Here is a 26,318-nt window from a genome sequence, read left to right on the forward strand (position 1 = left end):
GAGCTTCTAGCCGGATGGGTTTATTTATACCATAAGCTTAGTTTTAATAATCTTTCTTGTTAGAATGCTACAAGAGTGGCATCGACGAAGGACTTTTGCGAGACCCTAGCAGAACTTAAAAAGTACTTTTACTTCTTGAACGAATGGGAAACAATAGTTGATCAAGGGAGCAGATCGCCGCGGCTTTTGCTCCCTGTTTTATTAAACGGGCAGGTTAGTTACATGAACCTCCCTATCATTAACCCATCTTCTTAAAAATAGTTTCTAGTCTAGCCAATAGTTAACTATTAGTCCATGCTGAAGAAAAACAACTCACGTACACTGTACAATCTTTATAGGAGGTGTCATGGTTGAGTTGTCCCGATACAAAAAAACGGTGCAAAAGGAAATCCATTATTGTATGCCATCCAAAAAGAAATAAAAAGAAACGTCATCCACGATTTAAGAAGAAAGTTTGTATAAAGTGTCCCCCGCTTAAAGGACAGCAATTATTAAGTGGAATTGCTGGGGCAATTGTAGAGGCTGGACCTCAAGGAGTTGCGGGAGCACTTGGACCCCAAGGATTAACAGGACTTGTGGGTGCAATCGGCGCACTTGGACCTGAAGGACTTGCAGGAGCACTTGGACCCCAAGGAGCAGCGGGTCTTGCAGGAGCACTTGGCGCACTTGGACCCCAAGGACTTGCAGGAGCACTTGGACCTCAAGGAGCAGCAGGTCTTGCAGGAGCGATTGGTTCACTTGGACCTGAAGGACTTGCAGGAGCACTTGGACCTCAAGGAGCAGCAGGCCTTGCAGGAGCGATCGGCGCGCTTGGACCTGAAGGACTTGCAGGAGCACTTGGACCTCAAGGAGCAGCAGGCCTTGCAGGAGCGATTGGCGCGCTTGGACCGCAAGGATTAGAGGGTCTTGCAGGAGCACTTGGCGCAACTGGATTGACAGGTCCACCGGGAGAAGCGGGACCAGCGGGACCAGCGGGACCTGCGGGACCTGCGGGGCCAGCAGGACCAGCGGGTCTAACAGGAGCCACAGGTGCAACCGGAGCCACAGGTGCAACCGGAGCAGTTGCAACAACACAAAACGGGCTTTTTCTTGTTAGTGTATCACCTATTGCAAATGGTACAGATATTTCATATGTAACCTCATTTATTAATGGCCCTAATATTTCACATCCAACAGCCACAACCTTTTTATTAGCAACAGGGCACATTTATTTGGTTTCCTATACTTTCAGGGCAACTAGTTCAGTAGCTGGAAACATTACTGTTACACCAAGGCTTAATTTAGTATTTAAAAGTGATTTTTCAGGTAAAGCAAATACTGGTACTTTAGATGCTAATGCAAGTGTTTCTGGTACGTTCTTAGTTGACGCTACCGCAGGTGCTGTAACAATGGATTTTCTTTATAATGGCTCGGCCCCAGCTAATCCGACTGATGGTTCTGTTTCGATTATACAGATTCAGTAAAATATGAGAGGCTAATATTTACCTTCCCTCTAATTAAAACTAATTGGAAACTTACGACTTACACGATAGCATTGTAGAGCAAATTGAATACTTGGTCGATGAGAAAAAGGTTCAATTAAAGCTGGAATTATGTCAGTGGAGACAAAAACATCATGATACTTCCGAGCCCGAAATGCAGGAAGGAATAATGACATTTATTGTTGTAGAATCACTTCAAATGAACCACCATCGTTTTTGATTAACAGTAATGAATTTCTTGAGGTAAGTTTAAATGCTGAAAATGGGAGCATCGAGTTTACACTTATGGGTTCTGTTGATGTGGGAATGGTAAATATTCTATCATAAGATATTTTTTGGGAAGAGCACTGAATGCTAAGCACATATATTTAGCTGAGGAGTTTAAGCTAAACGGAGAACTATAGTTCAATCAATAAAGCTGCAGCAGATCCTCCCATCTGTTGCAGCTTTTGTTGAAGGGCAGGTTAGTTTAATGAATTGGTGAAATATATTAAAGGTGAGCTACTTGCAAAGTTGCAAGGAGTATGACACCTATTATTGATAGGTCATTGTTTTGAGGAGTGAAGTGAACTATGTATCATACTTCGCCGGATAAAACGGCGCTAAAAATGAAAGGGTGGCCAAAGAATACCATAGCGGCGGGGCATCGGCATTCCGTTGGTCTCCTTTCGGACGGAACGGTAATAGCTGTGGGGGATAATAAATTTAGCCAATGCAATGTAAGCGGCTGGCGAGATATGGAATCGGTAGCGGCTGGCAATGTTCATAGGGCGACGAATACAGGGAACTCGCATACAATCGGACTTGCATCTGACGGCACGGTATCAGCAGTAGGTTGGAATAAGCATAACCAATGCGATGTAAACGTTTGGCACGGTATTGTATCGATAACGGCCGGTTGGCGTCGTACCGTCGGACTGAGATCGGATGGCACTGTGGTGGCTGCAGGTAGAACTCATGAAGGGCAATGTGATGTAGGCCGTTGGCATGACATTGTGGCGATAACGGCGGGTGATTGGCACACCGTCGGGCTTCAATCGGATGGTACGGTGACAGGTGTTGGTAATAATCGGTATGGCCAATGTAATGTGAGCAACTGGTACGACATAGTGGCTATAGCAGCGGGCTACCTACATACCGGCGGTCTAATATCGGACGGTACGGTGACGGCAGCGGGATGGAATAAGCATCAGCAATGCGATGTAAGCAACTGGCGAGGTATAACGGCAATTGCGGCGGGTAGTTATCATACCATTGGTCTAAAATCGGACGGCACGGTGACGGCGGCGGGTTCGAATGAGCATGGCCAATGCAATGTATGCAGCTGGCGTGATATTGTGGCAGTAGCGGCGGGAAGCGCACATACTCTCGGCCTTAAATCGGATGGCACAATGATTGCTGTCGGTGACAATGCATATGGCCAATGCGATATAAACGGTTGGAGTGGCATCCAACTGCCCTTTGATGGGAGATATAATTCATTCAGCGAGGAACTTTAGTTCAATCATAAAAGCTGCAGCAGACCGTAGGATCAGCTGCAGCTTTATTACGTTAACGGGCAGCATTCATATAATGAAGAAATACGAGGTTTGAGAAACAAAAAGACTCCTTGGTATGATGTATGAGGGTCCCAGATGCTCGCCAGCGACCAGATCCAAATACAAACCAAGGAGACTACAAAATGAATTCTACTCAAAATGAACGCATTAATCAAATTACTTCTTCTACCTTAATTGTCGGTGTAGACATAGCTAAATTCAAACATGTCGCTCGAGCACAAGACTACCGCGGAGTCGAGTTCGGGAAGTCAATTACATTTGAGAACGACCGTGAAGGCTTCGAAATGTTCGTTAGCTGGTTCAGAAAGCTTGCGACGGAGAAAGGGTTCCAAGACGTCATCGTTGGCATGGAACCGACCGGTCACTACTGGCTGAACCTGGCCCATTTTTTAAGAGAACAGCATGTTACGTGCGCTGTGGTTAATCCGCTCCACGTGAAGAAAAGCAAAGAATTGGATGACAATTCACCAACCAAGAACGACATCAAAGATGCTAAAGTCATTGCACAGCTCGTCAAAGATGGAAGATATGCCGTACCTAACTTTCCCCAAGGCATCTATGCCGAACTAAGGGAAGCGATGAAAATTCGCGATCATCTGTCAACTGACCTGCGCGTGGTGCAAGGCCGCGTCCATAACTGGTTGGATCGGTACTTTCCAGAGTTCCTCACGGTATTTAAGGACTGGGAATGCAAGTCAGCACGCCAAATGCTCAGTCTTTGTTTGTTGCCGCATGAGCTGGTTTCTGAGTCTGAGGAAGCCTTGCTGAGTCACCTCAAAAAGGTTGCCAAGCGAGGTCTCGACATCGAGCGTATGAGAAGTCTGAAAGCAGCGGCAAGCCGTTCTCTATCGTCAATATTTCCTTTTTATACTCGTAGACATGATGTGTCTATTTGTTTATTATAGACTAATAGACGATTTAAGATAATTGTCTAACCAATTAAGGAGGAAATATCATGTCACAGACCACACAACAGTTCGCTGGAAAGACTGCTCTCATCACTGGTGGAGGCACCGTTATCGGTCGAGCTGCTACAATCGCACTGGCTGCCGAAGGATGCGCGATAACCGTCGCAGGTCGCACTGCTGCGACTCTGGAATGAGGCAGCCGGTGGTATCTCCAGGTACGCATCGCTGACGTACGCGACGAGGATGTGGTACATCGTGCGGTAGAGGTTGCTGCCGACGACACCGGACGTATCGACTTTGCTGTCAATAGTGCAGGCGTCCGACGGCGGCGATTACGCTCGTCCACTCATCGACTATGCTAATGATACCCTTGACTTGATGCTCGCGACCAAAGTACGCGGGATGTTGAAGTACGAACTTGAACTTATGAATGCTCAGGGTCCTAAGGCGCTTCACACTCAGGGAAGGATACTAGCATGCGGCAAACCAGCAATGTGGAACACTTCCAATCGGATGTTTCAACGGCGCATAGGCGCAGAAGTGCTGCGAGCTAGAGGATCTTGGAAGGGATACCGGTGTCCGTCTGGGTTAGATACAGATACGCGGTTGTTCTAACCCTCTTCCATAAGGAGCGATTCTAGTGACGCTCGACCCGCAGCAGTGGCCTGGCGAGGTGTTACAATTACTTGGCACTTATCTTTGGTTAAAGAAATTGTGGAGGAGATTGAATTGTCATCAATGCAAAATCTAATCGTTAAAAACTTAATTCGCGCTTATGAAAGACTAGGTGAACTCAGCCAGTTACTCACCTTTATTAAAACGGATCGCACACAACGCTTTGAATCCGATGTTCCCTTTGAATTATTTAATAGTGTAGTTAACTATGAACATTCTGAAGGGATTGACCCCATAGAAGAAATCAAAACCATTAAGTCATTGTACCATAATCGCGGCCAGAAATTGCGTTGGTTGACTTACTCTCACAAGCCTGATGAAGTCGTCAATCAAGCACTTGCAGCTAATGATTTGAAGCAGAGCGATGTGCTTTTCGGCTTGGGACTTGATCTGGATGGATGGCGGTTGGATTTACCGGAAATACCGGGTCTGGAGGTTCGACCTGTACGGGAACCGCAAGAGTTGGAGGACTATAGAAAGACCATCCTGGCTGGATTTAGCATTCCAGAGTCGATGGCAGACATTTATTGCAAAGTGTTTGTAGATGGCCCCAATCAGGATTCGTCCGGGATTCAACATTATATTGCTTACTTGAACGGTGTGCCTGTGACTACGCTGGGTACCTTTATCGAGGGCGATGTCGCAGGAATCTATAGCATCACAACGGTAGAATCCTACCGCTCTAGAGGACTGGCTCAAACGGTGCTAGCACATGCATTAGGTGTCGTACAACAAAAAGGCGCAAAGCTGGCGGTTATCCATGCAACCCCGATGGGACGAAAGGTTTATCAAAAGGTTGGGTTCAAAGAAGAACTGACGATCACAATTCATTCCAGCTAGCAATGGGAAACCCCCAACGATCACACAAAAGCGCCTTGCAAAATTTTGAACACGAAATGGATTTAAGGAGAATGATAGATGAAACAGATAAATGAAACCGTAACTGGAGCAGCCGTTACTTATGCCAAGGATCTCAAATGGTTTGATACGATGCCCGGAGAGCAAATGACCATCCGTATCCACAGCAATCAAGTAGGCGGAAAGATGAGTCAGTAAGTTTTAATATATCCTTCAAAAAATAAAACTTCGCACTTTTTTTCAATAAAAAATGGTTGGGATTATACAAAAGAAAGAGAGTAATGAAAATTGAGCAAGGCGATTTTCTTATTAATGAATTAAGATTGAATTATAATTGATTAAACTAAACAATCCTGTAGAGCTTAAGAAATGAGCTTTGTAAAAAAAGGAGCGCCTCGGTATGATGGGTTTGTCGATAACACATCAGGGAGGCGCTCTTACTATGAAGTTTAAGGAAATAGATGCACAAAATCAACGGGTCGAATAAATTACTACCTCGCATCTTGTAATAGGGATCGATATGGTGAAAGAAATACATGTCGCACAAGTTACAAATTTCCGCGGAATTGTGGTTTCGAAACGCCATCTCTGATTTTCCAATAGTATTGAAGGGTTTGAAAAACTGAGCCGATGGATGAGTGAATTACAGCAGAAACATCGATTGAATAGGCTCATTATTGGCATGGAACCAACCGGGCATTACTGGTTTAACCTGGCCAACTGGTTATCAGATAAAAGCGTGCATGTGGTCATGGTTAATCCAGCCACGACGAAGAGGAATAAAGAAAACCGGGATAATAGCCCGTCAAAGAATGACCCAAAAGATGCACTGACCATCGCAGATTCCGTCAGCCGAGGTTTCTACTACGAGTACACGCGTCAGTCACATGAGTTTCAGCGTTTGAAGATCTTGATGAGTGACCGAGAATTTTGGGTGACGAATAGTGTGCGGCTGCAGAATCGAATCGTACGCTGGCTGGACATTCGTTTCCCGGAATATCCTTCGGTGTTCAAAGACTGGACCTGTAAGCGTTCATTGGCGACTCTCAAAACCTTTCCTTGTCCACAGGATCTTGAGAAGTATACTGTATCGGATGTCCTTAGTGCATGGCGAGTCCATATGCAGCGTGCCGGAGGCACTACGGGAACCGAGAAGGCCGCGCAACTGATTGCACAAGCTAAACGAAGTGTTGGAGAACGGGTTGCTGTTGACGAAGCGAAAGCAGATTTAAAACGGCTCATTGAAGAGTTTGAACGTATAACATCCATGCTAGAACAGATTGAAAAGGACATCGAAGCGTTGCTTTTGGAGATCCCAATGGCGCAGCAGCTTCGCACCATAAAAGGGCTCGGGAAGATTTTCACCGCGGCCATATTAGCAGGTACAGGGGATCTAAGGCAATACGCGCACGGTCGCCAGGTTTTACGGAAGGCTTACCTAAATCTGGCCCAAAGCACGTCCGGAAAGCGCAAAGGACAGATTGTTCTTTCGAAACGAGGAGACTCTGCTTTGCGAAAATATCTCTATCTCGCTACCGTTCAGCTTGTTTGGAATAACCCTGTTTTCCGCCATTTGCATGAACATAATGTGCAGGAAAAGAAGATGAAAAAGCAGCAGTCCATCTTTAAATTAATTGGGAAACTAGCGCGAATCTTGGTTGGTATTGTTCAACGAGGAGAAAAGTTTACGCGAGAGGAAATGGTTCTGAACTGGCCTGAAGCTGCTTAAGTTTTTGAAGATACATCACGTATATTGACTCGTTCGCGGGATTTCACAAAGAAAGCACGGAGAACCGAGTTCGTTTCCCATAAGGGCTAAGACCCATCCGCTAAACGCGATCGGTCTCCACACCTTGGACAAGTATAACGAAGGATTGTAAGGGCAATGACCCGTTGAGTTATGGGAGGGTGAACGCCAAGGGATCAGTGGAGTATGTGTGCAGTAGAAACGAATTGGGGAATATTTCCTGATAGTCCTCTATTTCCGCATGCCCAGCCCGCCACCTCAACCAGGTTCATCTGTCCTCTATCCTAAGATTGATCTAATCTAAGGTGTTGAAATCCTGCGAATGAGTGAGTATATGTGAGATAAACCCTTAAAACCGAGGGACGGGAGACGTTAGTTCAGCCTTTATAGAGCAGTTCGTCACAACGGCAGCTGCTCTTTTTTATTGAAGCAAAGGACAGGATAGCGTGGAAACTATATTGAATAAATGATTAATAAATAGTCGATACGTTACTACATGTTACCGGAGGTGAATTTGATGGGATTAGGGGATTATCAGTTTATTTTGTATCCTAAAGGTAATTCAGCTATGCTAACGGAAGAAGGAATGGAGTTTGTTGGACCGTATTTTTTTAACTTTGTCCAAGCAGTAAATGAGCTCAAAAAAATAGATAATATTAAAAATGACCCAACATTGAAAAGTTGGAACTCATTCGATGATGCGTGTTATTTTCAATATAACGATGAGCAGTACAAAGTTGAAATTGAACTAAACGTTGGTACTGTATCTGAACAAGCTGAGATGATTTCTGTCAGAACTAATTATTATAAAAAAGAAGGAAGTATATCTGAAGTGTTACATATTTGCAGGGAACTATGTAACTCCTTGAACTTAAGTTGCTGGAGTATGAAACTTCGCAAGATTGTTTATTTGAACGATGCACAAGATGTAGAAACTATAATTAGCAACTTCAACAAGCTAAGAAATAAGTCATAATTCAGATATCATTGCACTCCCTCGGAGAACGTTAGTTGAATGGAGAAGTAACGGGCAAGTTCTTTCTGTTTGTCTTATAGTGTTTAATAATAAGGGGTTACCGCGAAAGGGTTAAATGGTAGTGCTATAGCACTTTTATGCCACCGAGGAAAAAAAGCAGCCGCCCTTATTTATTGGAACATGACACCAATGAACATGAAGTCTCCGTATAAAATCCAAAACGCGCCATTTGTGGTTTAGCGCGTTTTGGAGACGAAGTATGGTGTCAGGACGGAATGTTCATAGCGGTCTGAATGTTTTTCAGATCGATTTGAATTTGCTCTGGAATATGGTAGGGATGGTATAGGTCTCTCTGCGTCATGTAGTTTGCTATCTTTTCATAGGAGTCTATGGCTTCGTCGAGCTGTTTCATTAACATTTGCTTGATTTCGGGAGTGGCACATTCGGTTACGGCCATGGCGTAATTTCTAACACCGCTCTTGGCATTCATCAAAAAATCCATTGCGATCACGTCATCGGTCAGCGTATGAAGCCCTGTCATGTGTTCAAATATTGTATTCATGTTTTTATCTCCTATTGGGTCACTTTAGACAGCACTATACCGAGCTCCTGAAGATGCTGCTGTGATAATTGCACATCTTGCTGCAAAATTTGCACGAGTTCTGGGTCGCTTACCAGAGCTTGCATGGTTTTGGATTTAGTTAAGCAAACCGACTTAAACGCAGCTATTTCACGAACCTCCAGCATCTCATGTAAAGCATAATTGGAATTCATTCGGATTGTCCTCCTGTGTATCTAAACATATTTAAGGCTTTAAGATGACTTTGATGCAATCATCCGTTTTCGTATCAAATACTTCATAGCCGCGCTTGGCTTCGCTGAGCGGAATGACGTGCGTAACAATATCTCCAGGGTCCACTTTACCTGACGTAACCAACTCGTACATATACGGCATGTAGTGAATGACCGGGGCTTGTCCGGAACGGATATTAACGTTGCGCTGCATGATGTCGCCGAGCGGGAATCCGTTATAGCGTCCGCCGTATACCCCAGTGACTTGGATGGTACCGCCTTTGCGGACAGCCTGAGACGCAATGATAAATGCGCTCATGGTTCCGCCTTGCAGTTTCAGACCGCTGGCTAGAAATTCGAGATCGCTCATCTTGCCGTCCATTCCTACCGCATCAATCACGACATCGGCGCCGCCTTTGGTCATTTCTTTGAGATTATTGCCGATATTCTTATCCTGTTCGAAGTTTACGATCTCCACCTTGTTCGTTCGCTTCGCATGCTGTAAGCGATAGTCGACATAGTCGACAGCTATGACCCGCTTTGCTCCTTTCAGCCAACAGAATTTCTGAGCTAAAAGTCCGACCGGACCGCATCCGAGCACGATGACCGTATCTCCATTCTTGACACCTGCGTTATCTACGCTCCAGAAAGCCGTCGTCATCGCATCCGCAATTAAACTTAGCTTTTCATCCGGTTGTTCGCAGTTTTCGGGAATCTTGAAGTGGGTAAAATTTGCGAACGGGACTCGTAAATACTCGGCTTGCCCTCCAGGATATCCACCAGTCGTTCCGGAGTAGCCGAAGTATGCGCCCATATCCCCGTGTTCGTTTGAATTGTCACATTGGCTTTCCAGCTGATTTTTGCAAAAAAAGCATTCTCCGCATGCGATGTTAAACGGGATGATCACACGGTCGCCTTTCTTTACTTTTGTCACACCGGGGCCAACTTCTTCTACAATCCCCATAGGTTCATGCCCGATGACATAGTTCTCCTGAAGGTTAGGGATCATCCCATGAATAAGATGAAGGTCGGAACCGCAAATGGCGGTACTGGTGATCTTTATGATCATATCGTCCGCCTTCTCAATCTTCGGATCCGGTACCTCTTTGACAACCACATTTTTAATCCCTTGATACGTTACCGCCTTCATGCTTTATGTCCTCCGATATGTTCATCTGGGGTCCGATCAAACATCCCTTTACGCGACGTATCATCCGGAAACAAATTCATCTTCCCGATCATCACCGTATTTTTCGCCGAGAGCTGGTCAAGTTGGTACTGTTCATTCAGCTCGTAAGGATGGAACCATTTTTTGCGAATCATGAGCTCCGTAATTTCTTCGTGCAAAGCGATCCCCTGATTAAGATGGTTGCGCAACAGCGTTCTTACATCCGGAGAAGCCGCTTCCGTCAGAGCGATGGACGAATTTCGCACACCTTCCTTGGCGCGAAGAAGGAAGTCCATTGCAAAAGTCATATCTGCCATTTCCGGCATATTTAATGCGTTAATGGGGTCTAAATAATCGGTATTCATTTGCTTTACGTTCCCCTCAATGTGTTATAGGTGTTGGGCTATTCGGAACAGGCGCTTGGAAAGGTACTCTTGCGTAAATGGCTTGCAGCTCGGCGATCTGTTGTGTGGATTGTATGACGTCTTTCTGCATCAGCGCTTTCAACTCTTGATCAAATACTAAGCCTTGCATAAGTTTTGACTTAGCGAGGCAAAGCGTTTTAAAGTTTAACGCTTCATGCAGTTCCAACGATTCGTGCGGCGCTAGCGTTGGCGTATTCATTAAAATATTCCCACCTCCTTATTTCATCAACGTTAGATTCCTCCTACGTATCTAATCTTATACTGTGGGATCGAGATACTCCCATGTAGTCGCAGGAATATAAACAAAAGCTCAACCGCATACTTATTTTGTTTAAATTAATGATTATTGCTCAAGGGAGGAGGACTCGTTTTGCCCAATGAAGACAAAATTGATTTAGCCACTGAAAATGCAAAAAAACCAGCAGAAGGTACACTTAACTCGAGCGGCAATGCGCTGGAGCAGCATGCATCTAATGCGGTTTCTGAGGCGCAAACCGCTTTAAATCAGGCGATAAGCTCGATAAGTGAATATAATGCAGCAAATAATTCACAAGCTTTGGAGACGGCTCGGCAGCAATTGACCCAAGCAGAGGAATTTTTAGATCAGGCACAAACCTCAGCAAATGCATTACGTCTGCCGGACCAACAGTAGAATGGTTTTGGCGCTGATAAGCTTTGCAAAAATTCTCCTTCTTTACCATACATGTAAAGTCAGGTTGATTAGACGTTAACGGATATGTTTTCCGAACTTGCGCCAATACTCTCCGCAAGGGCAATTGTCCCGCAGGACATTCGTTGGAACAAACAATACGGAGATTAATCTCAGAAGGCTTCGGTTTGTGCCGAAGCTTTTTGTTTTTGCGATTTTTTGAACATTTTTTAAAAGCCGATAGTTATAACACAACACATTACTGAATCAAATGATAATGATGGTGTTGCTGTTGCTCTTGAGAAATTGGTACTGTGAACAAGCTAATAGTGATCCAACTAAACGAGGAACTTTAGTTTAACAAACAGAGGAGTAGTCTGCCGGCGGCAGCTACTCCTTTTTTTTATGTTAAAGGGAGATTAACGCAGCAAATGAGCTGGCTGTTTCAAGGTGAACGGATGGCTAAAGGGCTATAACAATAGTAAACGACATTACGTAATTGGGCTGCTGGGTTCACGTAGGCGGAAATTTCAAGAGGCGCTCAAGAGGTGATTGTCAAATAGCAAACATAAATTGCGCAAGACAATAAAAGTCCACCCAGTTCATCAGTAACCGGGTGGACTTTTATTTTAATCAGAACCTTCTCTTTGTGTTACCTCGCGCGCGATCTGACGTATTTCTTGCAAAATCGGTAGTTTTTTTTCCTCCTTCCATAGCACTGCCGCCTCCGAGATCAGCGGGGGATCGATAAGTCGTCGATAGGCAACTTCGTCCGGTCGAACTCTGCTAATGCTGCTCGCTACTAGAGACACCCCAACTCCGGCTGCCACAAGACTAATGATAGCAGACTCGGTTGCCGCCTCTTGATTAATGACGGGGCTAAATCCAGCCAAATGGCATAACGAAATGAAATCGTCGAAGATCATGCGATTTGCGCTGCGTGAGTACATTACGAACTTCTCGTTTTCTAGTTCCCGGAGCGAAAGTGATTGTCGCTCGGCTAGGGGATGATTCTTGGGGAGCGCGATTGCGGCTGGCTCCTGATAGATCGTTTCATACGCCAATCCAGACATTTTGGCGCCGGGGAACATCAAGAAGCCAATGTCCACTTCTTCGTTTAGAACCTTAAGCTCCAATTCAGGAGAAACCAACTCGAGAAGCACGATCTCAAAATCCGGGAACCGTTCTCGAAACAGGCGCACAATGGGTGGCAGAACGCTATATAAACTGTAACTCGAATAACCAATAATCAACTTGCCGCCTTCACCGCGCGCGATTTGTTGCGCTATTTCCACCCCTCGGTCAATTCGCCCAAGACCGGCCTGAACATCGGCCAGCAGCGCCTCGCCAGCGGCCGTTAGCGCGACCGTACGGGTCGTTCGCTTCAACAGTTCAACGCCTATCTCATCCTCAAGCCGCTTTATTTGATAACTGAGCGGTTGTTGGGCCATATGCAATTGCTCGGCCGCGCGTCCGAAGTGTAAGGTCTCGGCTACCTTCATAAAATAGCGCAATTGTCGCAGTTCCATGAAAACCCTCCATGTTTGATCAAGCTTCAGCGACTATTATATATAGATTTAGTGTTAATGTACATTGATATAGTGCTTATCATGCGGTAATTATCGATGTAAAGTAGTAATTGTACCGGGGCGGAACAATTTATTCTAAGCATGATTTATACGTATTTTGTCAGTCACAACGTATCGAAAGCCGGCATCATAGTAGGGCAGCTTATAATATTCGTGCGTTCCGATAAGCCTCGGGAGCTTAGATAAGTAAACCCCGATTTTTTCAATAATCTAGAAATTAAGGAGGGAGGAATTTACATGGATAGATTATCTCTTCAGGTCAAAGTAGCGTTGGTGACCGGAAGGGACACGTGGATATCGTGGTGCTGAACGCTGCGAATGTGAAACACGGCACCATTGTCGGCACGACGGATGAACAGTTCGATGAAATGTACCCTTACGCCGGCTCTGATCGCTGCCGGACAAGCGGTTATCGACGGAGAGATTGCCCAAACACCTCTGGCACGCGTCGGTACGCCGGAAGACATCGCTGACATTGTCGGCTTCTTGGTATCAGATCAAGCCCGATGGATCACCGGTCAAACAATCGGCGCCGGCGGGGGGATGTTCTGAACGCATGACCTTACTTGGATAGTAACCCCTTCGAGTAGAGAAGTGCTAAGAGTCTCTTTAAGCCGATTACCTTAAAGACTTAACTAAATGATGCTAAGGGAGAGATAATTTGCGATGAAGAAATTCCATAATAAATTAAAGGTATTAAGTCTTGCTCTAACGATGACACTTGGTATAGTCGGAACAGTATCGTTCTCGAATAGTTCGCATTCTTACGCCGCTGCTGTTGTAGGAGCGAACAAAGTTGAAAAATCCAACCAGGGTGCATCGACTAGTCATCAACTGAAGCCAAAACAGGTGGCCGCGGCGTTCTACGCCAGCTACAACGGGGATCTCGCCGCTGGCTTCGAGAAATATATTTCAAAGAAATTGGTGCTTCACGGGTTCGACGGTCCGATGGACCGCGGAGTTTGGCTCGCTAGCGACCTCGAGCTAAAAGGGGCGCTCAAAGGTTATAAACTGCAAGTTCTCGATCAAATAGCGGAAGGCAACAAAGTCGTTACGCGTTGGACCCTGGGAGGCGTCCATACCGGCACGATTCTGGGAATTCCAGCGTCCGGCCGCGAAGTCCACCTCAGCGGTATTTCCATCGACCGCATTGAGAACGGCAAATCCGTCGAGCACTGGTCGGAAGGGAACTTCGGACGATTCTTGCAGGAGCTCCAGGCTCCCCCAACCAATCAAGTAACTCAAAACATTAAAAACAATAAAGTCCAGGTATCAAGCGAAGTCTCGGCCAATCATCTACTGAAGCCAAAACAGGTAGCCGCGGCGTTCTACGCCAGCTACAACGGGGATCTCGCCGCCGGCTTCGAGAAATATATTTCAAAGAAATTGGTGCTTCACGGATTCGACGGTCCCATGGACCGCGGAGTTTGGCTCGCTAGCGACCTCGAGCTAAAAGCGGCGCTCAAAGGCTATAAATTGGAAGTGCTCGATCAAATCGTAGAGGGCAACAAAGTCGTTACGCGTTGGACCCTGGGAGGCGTCCATACCGGCACGATTTTAGGAATCCCAGCATCCGGCCGTGAAGTCCACCTCAGCGGCATTTCCATCGACCGCATTGTGAACGGCAAATCCGTCGAGCACTGGTCGGAAGGAAACTTCGGTCGTTTCCTGCAGGAAATCTCGACTCCTCTAAACAACCAACAGGATCCAAAACAAGTAGCCGCGGCGTTCTACGCTAGCTACAACGGGGATCTCGCTGCCGGCTTCGATAAGTATATCTCGAAGGACCTGGTGCTTCACGGATTCGACGGCCCCATGGACCGCGGAGTTTGGCTCGCTAGCGACCTCGAGCTAAAAGGGGCGCTCAAAGGTTATAAATTGGAAGTGCTCGATCAAATCGTAGAGGGCAACAAAGTGGTTACGCGTTGGACCCTGGGAGGCGTCCATACTGGCACGATTCTAGGAATCCCAGCATCCGGCCGTGAAGTCCACCTCAGCGGCATTTCCATCGACCGCATTGTGAACGGCAAATCCGTCGAGCACTGGTCGGAAGGGAACTTCGGCCGTTTCCTACAAGAAATCGCGACACCTCTAAACGGCAAGTAATGCTGCACTGTTGAACCATAGGTACTCGGCGGCGGGATGTTTTGAACGCAGGACCTCGGAGTAATATTCATAGGATTTTTTTGGGATAGACTATTAGGGAAAAAACTTAATATGGAGGATAATAAGATGTCTAAATTAAATATCGGGATCATTTTGGGCAGCACACGAGAGGGTCGGGTAAGCCCACAAGTCGGGGAATGGATCAAAAGCGTAGCTGATAAGCGTGGGGACGCTAACTATGAAATCGTAGATATCGCCGACTTCAAACTCCCACTTTTAGGAGAGGTAGATGCTACGGATCAAGCTACGGCTTGGAACGTTAAACTCGCGAGTTTGGACGGATTCGTATTTATTGTATCTGAATACAACCACAGCATCTCTGCGGCATTGAAAAACGCATTAGATTATGCACGTGAAGCTTGGAATAACAAAGCTGCCGGAATTGTGAGCTACGGTTCAGTAGGCGGTGCCCGCGCGGCTGAGCATCTCAGAGGAATTTTGGGGGAATTATCAGTAGCCGACGTCCGTATTCATCCTGCATTGTCGTTGTTCACCGATTTTGAGAATTTTTCGGTATTCAAGCCGGCGGATCTGCATCTTACGAATGTAAATGGTATGTTGGATCAGGTGCTTTCTTGGAGCGCAGCATTAAAATCAATTCGTCATTAAATAAAGATGATATTGCGTATAGAAACCGAGTTACTAATGGACGAAATACGATAGCTTAATAACCACATCAAGCAGGTTGCCTTGGCAGCTTGCTTTTTATTAAAGGCAAAATATTTGCTTGAATCAAATGGAAGTAAATAATTACTAAATTCAGATGACAATTTGAATACCAGGAGGAAAAATCATGAGATTTCTTGATAATAAAGTTGTACTTATAACGGGAACCGCCGGAGGACTGGGTCGCGTCGCGGCATTGACCTTCGCCCGCGAAGGAGCTAAAGTAGTCGGCAGCGATATAAACGTAGAGGCAAATAACGAGACGGTCGAACTCGTGCGAAGCGCCGGAGGCGAAATGACAGGCATCGCACCGATCGACCTCACCGATCACGAACAAGTAAAGAAGCTGGTAGAGGAAGCCGCTCAAGCATACGGCGGACTTGATGTGGTTTACAATAATGCGGCCATACAGAAATTCGGACCGATGCCGGACTTCTCGATCGAGGATTGGCGGAGGACGATTGCCGGAGAACTCGACATTCCCTTTTTCGTATCGAAATACGCCTGGCCGCACTTGGTGAAAAGAGGCGGTGGCGTCATAATAAACGTCGCTTCCATCTCCGGTATTATCGCCGGCGATGTTCCTCCGATGGTGGGGCATGCGGCGGCGAAAGGAGGCGTTATCTCCATGACCCGGCAGCTAGCTTTGGAAGGTGCACGGCATGGAATCCGCGCGGTGGCTATCAGTCCTGGACCGTTTCTCACTCCGGCTAGCGATCGCGATTTAGGAGACAATCAGGAGGCGCGGGACGCCGTTACGAAGAAGACGCTTCTTAAGCGGTTCGGACAACCCGAGGAGCTTGTAGAACTCGCTGCATTCCTCGCTTCTGATCGAGCCGCGTACATCACGGGAGTTAACTACGCCGTCGACGGCGGTGCGACTGCTTGGTAAATCATTCGAACTGAAAAATCGGCAAGCAATTGATTCGGAAAAGAAGTGGAAACGTATCTAATTGGAGGGTGATTATAAAATGGTCTCATTCCCGGCAGGTACGGACTCGCATCACATATTAATAGCCGGTGGAGATGATCAAGCCCGACTGGGGACGAAGAAAGTATTCAAGGTGTAGAGGGAATTAAAAACCGCCTAGGAATAGCATGCAGCAGCCGATATCGGCTGCTGTTTTTGTTACGCTTCCTCGAAATGATTCAATTTTCTCATTCAGACTCATGTATTAAGAATAGAGCAAATATATATAATATTTATTGGTATTTTCAAAGTACTTAACTTAGGGATTACAGGTATTATTGTAGGTGCTATTATTGGTTATGTTATAAGTTGTTTTTTGCCTCTCCTCGTGCTCTCCCACGGCGTGGAGCTGAGTCCCCGTCGGTGGAATCCGGATCGAGGGCAAACGGGAAGACGGCCGGCTGCTGCTGACGAACATCCGGCGACGCCTAGATTCGTCAGCAACGCGCCCATCGAACTACACGACGTGCAGCGCGAACTTGATGTCATTCCCGACGGATTATTTATTTATGTCACGAAGAGTATATGCAGTAAATGAAAATATAACAAGACAATCGAATTAACTGTTACAGATCCAGAAGTATACGATAATATAAATGTCCGTACTTATGGTACTGCAACTTACACAGGTAGGGTTTTAAAAGAATTTAAAGCAAGGGATATATAATCTCCTTTCAAAGTGGTGTGGCTCTCCAACCATATAATAATTGAAACATTCATTAAGCTAATGGCGATCGATAAAGACGGGACGGCAGCTCACACATGATGAGCTGCCGTTTTCTCAGTAGAGGGAGTTACGTGCAACATTTTGGATTATAAAACGTATAAGTGTTAATTCCAAAATTAGGGATTTAAAAGGAGATGAAAAATATTGAAAATTAAATCTATGTTAGGATTAATCATTTTAATATATATAACCGTCTTAGTTGGTTGCACAAATGATGATAAAGGGGCAAAGGAAAAGGAATATAGTTATCAAGATGTTATTGATGTTTTTGAATCGCAGAATCTAAAATTAGCACCATATGGGATGACTGGAAATATACAAACATTGAATGATGTTGTTCCAGAAATGAATTCAATTGAGAGTGAAGCGACTATATATGACTCAAGTCTTGAATATGTTTATTTTTATATTTTCCAAACAGAAACTGCCCGAGAAGCTGGTGTTAAGGAATTTAATGAAAAAATGAAATATGCCAAGTTTACAACAAATCCATTTTTATATGAGAAAGGAAATGTTCTCACTATATACTGGGCTAGTTCAAAGGAAAAGCCACTCTTTAATGAATTAATCAAATCAGCGATTGAGAACCTGTAAAGATAAAAGCATTCAACTACCATGAAAGAACGTATTAACTTTAATGCTCTGTGGTGCAGAAACAGATGCATGGAAGGCTAACGGGAAACTTTAGTATAACTTCTGGAAAGCAAGGTGAGCGGTGAGATGATGGAGGATACATTTGTCTGGGGAATATTCGTAGCAGAAAGTTCTACCTCAAAGCCATTTCCGAATTTCTTTCCGGTTGGAATATATACAACACGCGAATTAGCTATTAAACAAATTGAAACAATGCCCTGGGAAAATAATTACCAACTTCTTAAAATGCCAATTAATAAAGATTTTTCGTATTACCATAAAAAGAATGGAAAATTAGTTGGAATGGATGCCATCCATCATGAACATTTTCATTTTAAAGACGAGTCTCATTAACTAACCATTAAGCTATCGAGGGTATCCCGAAACCATCCCGCCAACACACCTGCATGCGTCATATCTGACAGGGTATGAGGTATGAAGTACGGGTGGATTCGGCAGAATGGAGGCTGCAGCCACCCTTACGGGAAGGTATGTCAACAGATATGCCGCGCGGCTGAAAAACAGGATACGATGAGAATGTTCAAAGATTTTTTTTTGGAACTGACAAACTTCCGAATGTACGTGTTTAAAGTTAAAACGTATGGAAAATGAAATCATTACTTCCAGAGAAAACATCTTACTGGCTTATCGAACGATGAAATCGAATAGAGGATCACGGACACCTGGACAAACCATCATGGACATCCAGAAACTGTATGAAGATGAATCATCAAGTAGTTATGGAACATTGGCATTCAAGACAGACGCGTTTTACTTAAGAGGATAAGTGGGACAATTCGCGAATAAGGTTAATCCATCGAGAGGTTCTGATTAAGTGCCCCTTGACCAATTATTCTTGAGTCCGTTGCTTATTGTGGGCGGCGCCATACGTCTTTGAAGTCAACTTTTCCCCAAACATTCATGGTGATTCCTCTTAGTGAATTTTGATGGCCGATCACTCGCATATGTTGATGAAGAAATAGCAGACAAAAGCTTTTCTTAAGTTCATGCTGAAGATTTCGAAGAACTGCAAGACGTCCCGATTGCTCAGGTACACGCAAACAATACGATATCCGAGCATCTATTGTTTTTTTCCATTCGGATGGGAGCAAATTCCGGATTAAGCTATTGCCAGCACGGTACGTTTCAATCAGTGTAATATCCGGTTGCTCACCAAGTACTTCACCAACCGATATCATATCTGCTTGTGTCATGACAGCTGTATCCACTAGTTGTTCAACCTGTAGAACCTTAATCTGGACTTGAATACCCAGTTTTTCACAGGCGATTTGTATCCAAGCGGCGTTTTCTCTATTGGAGGGATTGTCATATGTATAGAGCTGCAAAATTTCGCCCTTATAAGAAGATGCCGCTAGAAGCTCTTTTGCTTTTGTGATATTGTAATGTGCTTGTTTGCTTTCGCTCTCTTCTGTAAAGATAAATCCGCTAGCAGGCATTACCCGGCTTCCATTTAACCCGCCAATTATTTCCCAACGATCAAGCCCGAAATGAATTGCCTGTCTCAGCCGAATATCCTGAAGAGGTCCTGGCTTGATTTGATTGAAGATAACGTAGTTACTTCCATGCTCAAGTTCCTGTAGGGTAGTACGTTCATGGTTACCTGCTTCTTGATTCAAATAGGCTTCGTTGTAAAGCAATTGTACATTCTGCTCCGAAGTAGTTTCAGTAGGTAAACCCTCGTAATTTGGCCATACCCACATTTCAATGCGATCTAGATGCGGCCGTCCCTCGAAATAGTGCTCATGGGCTTCAAGGACAAGTATTGAGGAATTGTTTTTCACGATGCGGAACGGACCTGTTCCAACTGGCATGCTGGGATGTTCTCCTTCCCAACCTTTTGGAACGATATAGCAGCGATCGGTGCATATCATATTTGGAAATGCAACAATAGATTCGGTTAGTTCAAAAGTAACGCTATGCTTGCTAGATGCATATATATCCGCAATGACCAAGCTAAGCCAATCAGAAGGAGACTTTGTTAATATGCGCTTAAACGTATGGACGATATCGTGGGGAGAAAGGATATGACCGTCATGAAAGCGAACGCCTTTTCGCAGATAGAAGGTCCATTTTTTGCAGTTAGCATCAGACTCCCAATGATGAGCGAGCTTCGGAAGCAATTTTTTCTCCTTGGTTGAATACTCCACAAGTTTGTTCATCAATTGCCTGAGCCAATTTAAATCTGAACTTCGTAAAACAGTAGCAGGATCCAGAAGGCTGACCTCCCGATAGTAGGGAAACCTTAATATATCGAGTTCATCTTCATCTGTTTGAATGCCAAATTGCATGTTAATCCATCTCATAAATTCATGTTTTTGCATTTCATCTAGTGAGGCTATTAACTGCCAGGCTTCCTTTATGCTTTCCTTTCCAATCAATTCATGAACTTTTCGTTGCAACAACTCCTGTCTTGTTACGAGAAATTTGATCTCCGATTGGTTCCCCCGGCCTCTGCCTGGTTTCCATTGAATAAAAAGTTCGGCAGACAGACGTTGTAGCACGAGTTGAGTATTTCGACGGGTGCAATCCAACACTTCTGCAATCTCATCAATTGGTACAGAGAAAGCTTGAAAATCGGCATTAGCTGCATAGCGGTTATGCAGTTTTTCATAATAGTCGAGTATCTTCATAACTAACTGTCATCTCCTGCATAGTAAAAATTCCAAGACCTAACTTTCTTCAAACTAGTAAATATAATAGGATAGCAACATGAGCAAGATAAACGGTTGTTGTTCTCATTATAGTAGCGAGTATAAACTCAGACTCCTCCAAAAAAAAAGAGAAATTTATTGAGCATATTATTCACTTTTAGTCTTTTCTTATACCCGCATAATGTTAATAAATAAGGCTTTCTGTTTGGGGCAAATACCGAAGAGATTCTAAGGAACTATATCCGGGATTCTTTCTGGGTCGCAGAGATTGACACTGTAGTAGTAGGATATATAACAGAAACAGTCCATGAAAGGGACGGTTAGGCTGTCATAGAAAAAGGCGAGTGTTACCTTGAGGTCGATGAGGTTTACGTTCATCAGATTATCGGAGCGATAATATCGGGCATGCGATTTACAATCTGCCGGCTGGTCTAGTGTACAGCTTGAAATCAATAATCAAGAACTTTTTATTGATCCAAGTTACCTGTTGCTACTTTTGGTTGCCGCATTTTCTTGTGGATTTATAGCTTGTCTACAAATGTACAAGAAAAGGTTCGCTGTGTTGATTCGTACAGTCGGGACGATAGTACTGTTGGCAGCTGTTGGCTTTGGATGTTTTTGGGGGTGGTTCATTTCACTATTTTATACTGCAAGTATCGAGGAGCAGATGGTTGAGCAAGATGGCACAAAAATGCTTGCCGAAGTAAGTGCGTTTTTGGATGTGGATGTGTATTACTACGACTATAAAAACTGGTTTGTTCGAAGTGAAAAATACAGGATTCATGAGTGGTACGGAGACGGTGGATATAACCCACTTAAAAATGAATTAATGCCAGAACCGATAACAATAACGTACTACGATGAAAATGGAAATCGCATAGGCGGGAAAGACAACTAAAAAGACAGCAGGAGCGTGAAATGATTAATAAATACCATAAAATGGTAATTGAGAAGTTCTTCTTGCTAAGATGAAACTGGGACGATTAACTGAGGATGAAATCAAAGATAATAAGCGCCTTTTAAATAAGTAACCAAAGGAGAAAAAATGCTAACGCCACAACAATTAATAGATATAGAACATCTGCAAAAAGAGTGCGAGAATCATGATCCTATACAACTAAAACTTAATTGGGAAATGCTTAGAAACCGCGGATCGGATCAGTTGGATTTTTTTCATTATGAAAATGACGAGCTTGTAGCGTTTTTGGGTTTGTACGCTTTTGGTTCTACAGTCGAAGTATGCGGGATGGTTCATCCAAGGGAACGGCTAAAGGGACATTTCCATCAATTGTTCCTGCTAGGAATGGAAAAGATTAAACAAAACGGATACAAGAAAATATTATTGAACGCGCCTGCGGGATCCAGTTCAGCAAAAGCTTTCTTGAGTAATCAAGGTGCTGAGTATGAATTTTCGGAGCATCAAATGGAATGGAAAGGTAGTTCTATCGAGGAAACCGATGGTGTGCGGCTCAGGCAAGCAACATCAGAAGATTACGAAATGTGCGTGCGAATATCCGTTACGGCATTCGCAGAGAACGAAGAAGATGCGAGAGTAATGGAGAGCAAGACACTGAGGGATATCTTAATGGTTGATGTGAACGAAGGAACGGTAGGGAAAGTTAGAGTGATTCGAGACGAGGGGCAGGCGTGGATTTATGGATTTGCCATTTTACCAGAATATCAAGGCAAAGGGATAGGCAGAAAAGTGTTGCGCCAAATCATTAAAGAACAAAGCTCGGCCGGATACTCCGTACACTTGGAAGTCGAAACAAAAAACGAGCATGCTCTTGGGCTATATGAATCGGTTGGATTCAAAGTGGTACATTCACAAGATTACTATGGATATAAACCACAATGAATGTTAGGTTGACGGGAGAACGGCAGCTTAACCACGCGGTTTGTGGAGGTAATTACATGTCTAAAAAATGGTTTAAATTAGTTGCAGAAATTATTACACTCTGCTCAATTGGATATGTCGTATATATAGGCTATTTTGTTTTTTTCAATAAACCAGTTACACCGGAAGACATAATTAAACTTTATTTAAAAATGGGATATGCATATGTAACACTTGCCGTTGTTTTAATATTAAGAGCTATTCTTAGGAAAAGTAGAATTCTATAATCTATAGGTTGTTGAACAATACATAGAGTGATATTTATTTGGAGGTTAAAAGTGAAAAGAGAGAATATATTGCTGCCAATTTCAATTATCCTCCTCGGAGGATGCCTAGTTCTATCCGCTTGGATTATAACCAATGGGCTACAGTCGCCTAATCAATCCATTCATACCACTACTCAGACAAAAGCATTGATGACTTCGGATGAGGCAGCCCAATACATGGGAATTTCAAAAGAGGATTTTGATTGGCTTATTAAGAATCAAATCGAACAGAAGAAGGGGCTTCAAGTTTACGACACCTATAGGTATATTCCATATATTAGTGTTGGGAATCAAAAGTTTTATAATGAAACGGAAATAAATAAGTGGATTGATTACAATATGCTTAATCAATAGTTATCTCATTCTATGCCAGATCAGAAGCAGGCATCACCTTGTCTTCCATCGTCTGCCGGTCAGCTGCCAGATACTCCGGGTCGGAGACCAAGACGGCCGACACAACCCCCTGCCTGCTTAGAACACGAACATTATAATTAATGAGCTTGGCCTCGGTGGCATCATGCGCAAGCAGCGACCATGCCAGGCTGTGCATCTTGTCGTCGTAGAAAGGCGCAACGTCCCAGTCTTCGACGTAGAGACGATTCGACTCGTCGAGCTCTTCGTTCATTTGCTCCGTGCCGTCCTATCCTTACAAAAAAATAGGATTCTAGATACAGACGGAGATAGGCTTCTATTTTTCGCTAATCCATTACATCGGCGTTGCGCTTTTCTTCGCATAAGGGCTATTATTCTTATGAGTTATGTTACGCGAAAATAAGAAAGTATTAAGGGAGATGTCGGCTTTTGAGAGGATTAGCAATATTGCTTGGGTATACTTTGTTGGGGAATGCCATTCACAGCCTGCTGTCCGTACCGATCTCGGGGAATGTGATAGGGATGGTACTGCTGGTTGTGAGTTTATTTGCAGGATGGGTGAAGCTGGCCTGGATCGAGGAGACGGCTCAATTTTTTTTGAAGCATATGATGATTTTCTTTGCGCCTATCATCGTGGGTACCATGATGTTCTTTGGAGTTATCGGAGACCAATGGTTTGCGGCAGCCGTTACTTTGGTCGCCGCAACGATGATAGTTCTGCTCGTTACCGCAGGGGTTATGGCCTGGCAATCCGGAAAAGCGAAGGAACGGACCTATGAATGATGCCTGGTTTCAACAGCCGTTGTTTGGCATTGCGATTACCGTATTGTTCTATGTGGGAGCCCAGCTCCTTAATAGCCGCTATAGATGGTTAAACCCTTTGTTCTTGACATCGGGAGGCCTTATTTTATTGCTGCTGCTTTGCGATATTCCTTATGAAGCTTACAGTGCGGGAGGGGATATAATTACCTTTTTCCTCGGGCCAGCTACGGTTGCTCTTGCCGTACCGTTTTACAAAAACTTTCAAAAGCTAAGAGATCAGCTTGTGCCTATTGTTATAGCCGTCAGTGCCGGATTATTATGCGGATTGCTCGCGGTATGGGGGATTAGCGGTCTTCTGCATGCTTCGGAACAAATGATGCTCACCATGATGCCCAAATCGGTAACAACGCCGATTGCCATTGAAATTGCGGATTTGTTAGGCGGAACACCCGAGCTCGCTGGCGTATTCGCCGTATTGACGGGCCTCCTTGGCAGCATGATGGGACCTATCCTGCTTCGCTTGTGCAGGTTTCGCAGCGATCTCGCGATTGGAGCCGCAATGGGGACGGCAGCGCATGGCATTGGTACGGCGCGCATCATGCGGGATTCCGAGATCCAAGGCGGGATCAGCGCATTCGCCATGGGACTGTCGAGCATTCTGACACCGTTATTTTGCATACCGTTAATTTGGTGGTTGTAAGAAGAGCGTAAGAAGAACCGAGAATAAGGTACCTGTCGTTATTTATCGAGGGGTACCTTTTTTCGTTACTACTTATCTATGACTTTGGCAGAAAAAACCAATAAAAGTGGAATTTTTCCCAATAATGGATTCCTTACGCCTGTAAATTTTTGGTCATATAATTATGAATGCGGTTACAAATTAAACGCACAAATACAAGGATCATTAAAAGGGAGGCAAAGTATGAAACGAATGAAACGTGCTTTAATGGGGATCTCCACGCTGCTTGTGATGACAACAGCTCTCGCAGCCTGTGGCGGAAACTCAAACTCGAATTCGAATTCAGATTCAAACTCATCTAGCCCTAGCCCGACAGCATCTGCGGCTGCTTCCGAGGAACCGGCAAAAAGCGATGGCAAGAAAGTCACCATCAATCTCTGGAGCTTCACGGATGAAATACCGAACATGACGAAAAAGTACATCGAGACTCATCCAGACGCAAACGTAGAGTTCAAAACAACCGTAATCGCAACGACCGACGGTGCTTATCAGCCCGCGCTTGACCAGGCTTTGGCTGGTGGCGGCAGCGACGCCCCGGACATCTTCGCGGCTGAAGCGGCGTTTGTTCTCAAGTATACGCAAGGTGACGCGTCCAGCTATTCCGCTAACTATGCGGACTTGGGCCTTACCGATCAAATGGTGAAAGACGCGGGCATAGCCCAATATTCCGTTGATATCGGCAGCAAGGACGGAGAGCTGAAGGGTCTTGGTTATCAAGCAACCGGCGGCGGCTTCATCTATCGCCGTTCGATCGCCAAGGATGTATTCGGCACGGACGATCCGGCAGCCATCAAGAACGAAGTTGGCCCAGGCTGGGATAAATACTTTGCTGCAGCTGACAAGCTGAAGGCAAAAGGCTATGCGATCGTGTCCGGTGACGGCGACATCTGGCATCCGATCGAGAACAGCTCCGACAAGGGCTGGATCGTTGACGGCAAGCTTCACGTCGATCCGAAACGCGAGCAATTCCTTGATTATTCCAAGTCGCTGACAGACAACGGCTACAGCAACGGAACGCAGGACTGGCAGGAAGCTTGGTACGCGGACATGTCCGGCACCGGCGCGAAACCGGTATTTGGTTTCTTTGGTCCAGCATGGCTTATTAACTACGTTATGAACGGGCAAGTCAAAGATACAAACGGCGATTGGGCGGTTACCGAGCCAACGACAGGCTTCTTCTGGGGCGGCACTTGGCTCCTCGCGAACAAAGACGTAACGAAGGACGATGCGAAGAAACAAGCGGTTGCGGACTTCATCAAGTGGGTTACGCTTGATACTTCCGAAACAGGCCTTCAGTACTTCTGGGCTAACGGCACGATGAAGGCGGGCGAGCAAGGTACGAAGGACAGCGTTGCTTCCTCTGTTGTAATGGGCAAATCGAACGGCGAGGTTCCATTGCTCGGCGGACAAAACATGTTCGAAGCCTTTGTTCCGGCTAACGCTAACGCAACGGGCAAAAACCTGACGCAATACGATGAATCGATCAACCTGATCTGGCGCGATCAAGTGCGCGCATACGCTTCCGGCAGCAAGAGCCGCGAGGATGCGCTAAAAGACTTCAAGCAAACGGTTAAAGACCAGCTCGGTATCGAAAGCGAATAAGAGGGCGCCAAAGGGGCGG

The 26,318-nt window shown here is 45.0% G+C and carries 27 protein-coding genes and 2 pseudogenes; 21 read left to right on the forward strand and 8 right to left on the reverse strand.

All coding sequences use genetic code 11. The features are described from left to right. The first annotated feature begins 350 nt into the window (after positions 1–350). From M3194_RS31360 to M3194_RS27550, 7 genes and pseudogenes are all read left to right on the forward strand, one after another. Positions 351–1,463: a collagen-like protein gene (locus tag M3194_RS31360; protein ID WP_285889601.1), complete on the forward strand. Its 1,113-nt coding sequence runs from the start codon at positions 351–353 to the stop codon at positions 1,461–1,463. A 590-nt stretch (positions 1,464–2,053) separates the two neighbouring features. Further along, positions 2,054–2,980, forward strand: coding sequence for an RCC1 domain-containing protein (locus M3194_RS27525; protein ID WP_251657328.1), 927 nt, complete (start codon positions 2,054–2,056; stop codon positions 2,978–2,980). Positions 2,981–3,162: 182 nt separating this feature from the next. Next, a pseudogene (locus tag M3194_RS27530) lies at positions 3,163–3,888 on the forward strand (IS110 family transposase); the annotation flags it as partial. A 798-nt stretch (positions 3,889–4,686) separates the two neighbouring features. After that, on the forward strand, positions 4,687–5,463 hold the full coding sequence (locus M3194_RS27535; protein ID WP_251657400.1) for a GNAT family N-acetyltransferase: 777 nt from the start codon (positions 4,687–4,689) through the stop codon (positions 5,461–5,463). 78 nt (positions 5,464–5,541) lie between these two features. Continuing rightward, a complete protein-coding gene (locus tag M3194_RS27540; protein ID WP_251657329.1) occupies positions 5,542–5,679 on the forward strand; it encodes a hypothetical protein in 138 nt (45 codons plus the stop codon). A gap of 289 nt (positions 5,680–5,968) precedes the next feature. Further along, positions 5,969–7,210, forward strand: a pseudogene (locus M3194_RS27545) (IS110 family RNA-guided transposase). Between the two features lie 535 nt (positions 7,211–7,745). Continuing rightward, a complete protein-coding gene (locus M3194_RS27550; protein ID WP_251657331.1) occupies positions 7,746–8,204 on the forward strand; it encodes a hypothetical protein in 459 nt (152 codons plus the stop codon). A gap of 265 nt (positions 8,205–8,469) precedes the next feature. Here M3194_RS27550 and M3194_RS27555 read toward each other — a convergent pair whose 3' ends face one another. The 5 genes from M3194_RS27555 to M3194_RS27575 are packed head-to-tail and all read right to left on the reverse strand — an operon-like array spanning position 8,470 to position 10,788. Further along, complete coding sequence (locus tag M3194_RS27555) at positions 8,470–8,766, reverse strand: spore coat protein (RefSeq protein WP_251657332.1); 297 nt, start codon at positions 8,764–8,766, stop codon at positions 8,470–8,472. A gap of 11 nt (positions 8,767–8,777) precedes the next feature. Further along, on the reverse strand, positions 8,778–8,978 hold the full coding sequence (locus M3194_RS27560) for a hypothetical protein (RefSeq protein ID WP_251657333.1): 201 nt from the start codon (positions 8,976–8,978) through the stop codon (positions 8,778–8,780). A 31-nt stretch (positions 8,979–9,009) separates the two neighbouring features. Continuing rightward, the gene (locus M3194_RS27565) at positions 9,010–10,146 is read right to left on the reverse strand and encodes a zinc-dependent alcohol dehydrogenase (RefSeq protein WP_251657334.1); all 1,137 of its coding nucleotides are present in this window, start codon (positions 10,144–10,146) and stop codon (positions 9,010–9,012) included. Beyond that, entirely contained in the window at positions 10,143–10,529 is a 387-nt protein-coding gene (locus M3194_RS27570; RefSeq protein ID WP_251657335.1) for a spore coat protein, read from the reverse strand. The genes M3194_RS27565 and M3194_RS27570 overlap by 4 nt, the downstream gene beginning before the upstream one ends. A gap of 16 nt (positions 10,530–10,545) precedes the next feature. Continuing rightward, positions 10,546–10,788 carry a spore gernimation protein GerQ gene (locus M3194_RS27575; protein WP_251657336.1) on the reverse strand — a complete coding sequence of 81 codons (243 nt, stop codon included), beginning with the start codon at positions 10,786–10,788 and terminating at the stop codon, positions 10,546–10,548. Between the two features lie 171 nt (positions 10,789–10,959). Between M3194_RS27575 and M3194_RS27580 the strand changes: the two genes are divergently transcribed. Continuing rightward, positions 10,960–11,241: a hypothetical protein gene (locus M3194_RS27580; RefSeq protein ID WP_251657337.1), complete on the forward strand. Its 282-nt coding sequence runs from the start codon at positions 10,960–10,962 to the stop codon at positions 11,239–11,241. A 626-nt stretch (positions 11,242–11,867) separates the two neighbouring features. On the opposite strand, the gene M3194_RS27585 is transcribed toward M3194_RS27580, so the two are convergent. Continuing rightward, positions 11,868–12,767 carry a LysR family transcriptional regulator gene (locus M3194_RS27585; protein WP_251657338.1) on the reverse strand — a complete coding sequence of 300 codons (900 nt, stop codon included), beginning with the start codon at positions 12,765–12,767 and terminating at the stop codon, positions 11,868–11,870. Positions 12,768–13,190: 423 nt separating this feature from the next. On the opposite strand from M3194_RS27585, the gene M3194_RS31365 reads away from it, so the two are divergent. The 6 genes from M3194_RS31365 (at position 13,191) to M3194_RS27615 (ending at position 18,343) form a co-directional block, all read left to right on the forward strand. Then, positions 13,191–13,379: an SDR family oxidoreductase gene (locus tag M3194_RS31365; RefSeq protein WP_285889602.1), complete on the forward strand. Its 189-nt coding sequence runs from the start codon at positions 13,191–13,193 to the stop codon at positions 13,377–13,379. Positions 13,380–13,493: 114 nt separating this feature from the next. Continuing rightward, a complete protein-coding gene (locus tag M3194_RS27595) occupies positions 13,494–14,933 on the forward strand; it encodes an ester cyclase (protein WP_251657339.1) in 1,440 nt (479 codons plus the stop codon). Positions 14,934–15,059: 126 nt separating this feature from the next. Further along, on the forward strand, positions 15,060–15,602 hold the full coding sequence (locus M3194_RS27600) for an NADPH-dependent FMN reductase (RefSeq protein WP_251657340.1): 543 nt from the start codon (positions 15,060–15,062) through the stop codon (positions 15,600–15,602). 184 nt (positions 15,603–15,786) lie between these two features. Further along, entirely contained in the window at positions 15,787–16,551 is a 765-nt protein-coding gene (locus tag M3194_RS27605) for an SDR family NAD(P)-dependent oxidoreductase (protein WP_251657341.1), read from the forward strand. A 949-nt stretch (positions 16,552–17,500) separates the two neighbouring features. Then, a complete protein-coding gene (locus M3194_RS27610) occupies positions 17,501–17,950 on the forward strand; it encodes a hypothetical protein (RefSeq protein ID WP_251657342.1) in 450 nt (149 codons plus the stop codon). A gap of 126 nt (positions 17,951–18,076) precedes the next feature. Next, on the forward strand, positions 18,077–18,343 hold the full coding sequence (locus tag M3194_RS27615; RefSeq protein WP_251657343.1) for a hypothetical protein: 267 nt from the start codon (positions 18,077–18,079) through the stop codon (positions 18,341–18,343). Between the two features lie 515 nt (positions 18,344–18,858). On the opposite strand, the gene M3194_RS27625 is transcribed toward M3194_RS27615, so the two are convergent. Further along, positions 18,859–20,640 carry an ABC transporter substrate-binding protein gene (locus M3194_RS27625; protein ID WP_251657344.1) on the reverse strand — a complete coding sequence of 594 codons (1,782 nt, stop codon included), beginning with the start codon at positions 20,638–20,640 and terminating at the stop codon, positions 18,859–18,861. A gap of 583 nt (positions 20,641–21,223) precedes the next feature. Between M3194_RS27625 and M3194_RS27630 the strand changes: the two genes are divergently transcribed. The 4 genes from M3194_RS27630 to M3194_RS27645 all read left to right on the forward strand — a co-directional run bounded on the left by M3194_RS27630 (position 21,224) and on the right by M3194_RS27645 (position 23,178). Further along, complete coding sequence (locus M3194_RS27630) at positions 21,224–21,559, forward strand: hypothetical protein (protein ID WP_251657345.1); 336 nt, start codon at positions 21,224–21,226, stop codon at positions 21,557–21,559. 147 nt (positions 21,560–21,706) lie between these two features. Next, entirely contained in the window at positions 21,707–22,519 is an 813-nt protein-coding gene (locus M3194_RS27635; RefSeq protein ID WP_251657346.1) for a GNAT family N-acetyltransferase, read from the forward strand. 56 nt (positions 22,520–22,575) lie between these two features. Next, complete coding sequence (locus M3194_RS27640) at positions 22,576–22,785, forward strand: hypothetical protein (RefSeq protein WP_251657347.1); 210 nt, start codon at positions 22,576–22,578, stop codon at positions 22,783–22,785. A 51-nt stretch (positions 22,786–22,836) separates the two neighbouring features. Continuing rightward, positions 22,837–23,178 (forward strand): helix-turn-helix domain-containing protein, encoded by a 342-nt coding sequence (locus M3194_RS27645; RefSeq protein WP_251657348.1) that lies wholly within the window; start codon positions 22,837–22,839, stop codon positions 23,176–23,178. Between the two features lie 10 nt (positions 23,179–23,188). Here M3194_RS27645 and M3194_RS27650 read toward each other — a convergent pair whose 3' ends face one another. Continuing rightward, positions 23,189–23,449 (reverse strand): DUF2167 domain-containing protein, encoded by a 261-nt coding sequence (locus M3194_RS27650; protein ID WP_251657349.1) that lies wholly within the window; start codon positions 23,447–23,449, stop codon positions 23,189–23,191. 176 nt (positions 23,450–23,625) lie between these two features. Here M3194_RS27650 and M3194_RS27655 point away from each other — a divergent pair, with 176 nt between their 5' ends. The 3 genes from M3194_RS27655 to M3194_RS27665 all read left to right on the forward strand — a co-directional run bounded on the left by M3194_RS27655 (position 23,626) and on the right by M3194_RS27665 (position 26,299). Next, positions 23,626–23,979, forward strand: a complete 354-nt coding sequence (locus M3194_RS27655) for a CidA/LrgA family protein (protein ID WP_251657350.1) — start codon at positions 23,626–23,628, stop codon at positions 23,977–23,979. Continuing rightward, the gene (locus M3194_RS27660; RefSeq protein ID WP_251657351.1) at positions 23,972–24,658 is read left to right on the forward strand and encodes an LrgB family protein; all 687 of its coding nucleotides are present in this window, start codon (positions 23,972–23,974) and stop codon (positions 24,656–24,658) included. The genes M3194_RS27655 and M3194_RS27660 overlap by 8 nt, the downstream gene beginning before the upstream one ends. A gap of 222 nt (positions 24,659–24,880) precedes the next feature. After that, on the forward strand, positions 24,881–26,299 hold the full coding sequence (locus M3194_RS27665; protein WP_251657352.1) for an ABC transporter substrate-binding protein: 1,419 nt from the start codon (positions 24,881–24,883) through the stop codon (positions 26,297–26,299). Positions 26,300–26,318 lie beyond the last annotated feature (19 nt).

The organism is Paenibacillus glycanilyticus (assembly GCF_023715145.1).
GTDB lineage: Bacteria > Bacillota > Bacilli > Paenibacillales > Paenibacillaceae > Pristimantibacillus > Pristimantibacillus glycanilyticus_A.